The organism is Candidatus Methylomirabilota bacterium (genome assembly GCA_036005065.1).
Lineage (GTDB): Bacteria > Methylomirabilota > Methylomirabilia > Rokubacteriales > DASRDR01 > DASYQW01.
This window is the reverse complement of sequence record DASYQW010000404.1, coordinates 1-2012: the sequence shown is the minus strand read 5'-3', so window position 1 is coordinate 2012 and position 2012 is coordinate 1. Positions and strand designations below refer to the sequence as shown.

Genomic DNA, 2012 nt, shown 5'->3' with positions numbered 1-2012 from the left:
CCTTCGAGCCGGGACTTCTGACCAAGCGCGAGAAGGTCCTGGTGGGCTTCGCGGTGGCCCAGGTCTCACAGTGCCCGTACTGCATCGACAGCTACACGCAGACGGCGCTGGAGCAGGGTCTCACCATGAAGCACCTCGCGGAAGCGATGCACGCCGCCGCTTCGCTCCGGGCGGGCATCGCCCTCGCCCACGGCCTCGTCGCCCACAACGCCGACAAGAAGATCTCGATGTGACCACCGCCGCCCCCCCTTCGCGCTTCGCGCTGCGCATCGCCGGCCGCGGGGGCGAGCTGCGCGCGGCCGTGCCCACGACCCTCCAGGTCAACGTGGGCAAGCGCTGCAACCAGGCCTGTCACCACTGCCACGTCGATGCCTCGCCCATCCGCACGGAGGTGATGGCCGACGACGTGTTCGAGGCCTGCCTGGCCGCCCTGGCCGGGGCCCCGGAGCTGGCCACCCTCGACATCACCGGAGGCGCGCCCGAGCTGCACCCGCGCTTCCGCGAGATGGTGGCGCGCGGCCGCGCCCTCGGCCGCAAGGTCATGGTGCGCCACAACCTCACCGTGCAGTTCGAGCCGGGCTTTGCCGACCTCCCGCGCTTCTTCGCCGACCACGGCGTCGAGGTCGTGTCCTCCCTGCCCCACTACACGGAAGAGGCGACGGACCGCCAGCGCGGCCGGGGGGTCTACGCGCGCAGCGTCGAAGGGCTGCGGGCCCTCAACGCCGTGGGCTACGGGCGTGAGCCGGGCCTCGTTCTCAACCTCGTCTCGAATCCCGTCGGCGCGTTCCTGCCCCCGGCGCAGCACGACCTGGAGCGCGACACGCGCGACTGGCTGCTCGCCCATCACGGGATCGTCTTCAACTCCCTCTTCACGATCACGAACATGCCGATCTCGCGCTTCGCGGCCTGGCTGCGGCGCGCCGGCAACTACGACGCGTACATGGCCCGCCTGGAGGCCGCCTTCAACCCCTCCACGCTGCCCGGTCTCATGTGCCGGTCCCTCGTGAGCGTCGGCTACGACGGCCGGCTCTACGACTGCGATTTCAACCAGATGCTCGAGCTCGGCCTGGAGGCGGGCCAGCCCGCCACCATCTTCGAGTTCGACCGGCGCCGGCTGCAGGGCCGTCCCATCCGCACAGGGGAGCACTGCTTCGGCTGCACGGCGGGTGCGGGCTCGAGCTGCGGGGGCGCGATCGCCTGAGCCGGGCCGTGCCCGCGAGCGCGTTGCAACAGTTGCCTTCGACGCCCGCGAACTGCTGCATTTCGGGAATTCGCGCGGCCCGGGTTGACCTCCGGTCGCCCATTGGACCAACCATGGTGATGGAGGTCTCATGCGTCACGCGCGCGCGGTTCTCTCCGTCCTCCTGATCGCCGTCCTCGTCACCGCCTGCCGCCACCTCACGCCCGAGAAGTCCGCCCCCCAGAACCCGGCGGTCAAGCGCATCCCCGGCCGCACCGACATCGAGGCCAACGCGGATCGCCTCGTGGACGACGGGCGGCACGTCTTCCGCCACGACACGTTCGGCAGCGAGGACTTCTGGGGCGGGCAGCTCCGCCTGCACGAGGCCATCTCCGGGGCCAAACGCCACGGGGTCGGGCCCGGCCTCACCCCCCACCAGGGCCTCGCCCTCGGCCTCAAGGTCGACTTCGACGCCGTGCCCAAGCTGCTGGCCAAGGTGCTGACCCACGGCTCGGTGAGCCTGGACGAGGAGAAGACCACGCTCGAGCTGCTCAAGGCCGACGCCGTGGTCGGCATCAAGGGCGTCTTCGACGACAAGAGCGACGGCCTGCACCTCACCTCGATCGGGATCACCTGCGCGATCTGCCACTCCACGGTGGACGACTCGTTCATGAAGGGGATCGGGCAGCGCCTCGACGGATGGCCCAACCGCGACCTCGACGTGGGCGCGATCGTCGCGATCTCGCCGAGCCTCGCGCCCTTCCAGGAGCTCCTCGGGGTCGATCGCGGCACGGTGGAGAAAGTATTGAAGAGCTGGGGGCCGGGCAAGTAC

General features: G+C 70.4%; 3 protein-coding genes. All 3 read left to right on the top strand.

Annotated features, from left to right (window positions below; genetic code table 11):
- A partial coding sequence (locus VGW35_26850) for a carboxymuconolactone decarboxylase family protein (protein ID HEV8311295.1) occupies window positions 1–233 on the top strand: 233 nt, incomplete at its 5' end.
- Window positions 230–1201 carry an arsenosugar biosynthesis radical SAM (seleno)protein ArsS gene (gene arsS, locus VGW35_26845; GenBank protein HEV8311294.1) on the top strand — a complete coding sequence of 324 codons (972 nt, stop codon included), beginning with the start codon at window positions 230–232 and terminating at the stop codon, window positions 1199–1201. The genes VGW35_26850 and arsS, both read left to right, overlap by 4 nt.
- A 130-nt stretch (window positions 1202–1331) precedes the next feature.
- On the top strand, window positions 1332–2012 hold a 681-nt coding region (locus tag VGW35_26840; protein HEV8311293.1), incomplete at its 3' end, for a hypothetical protein.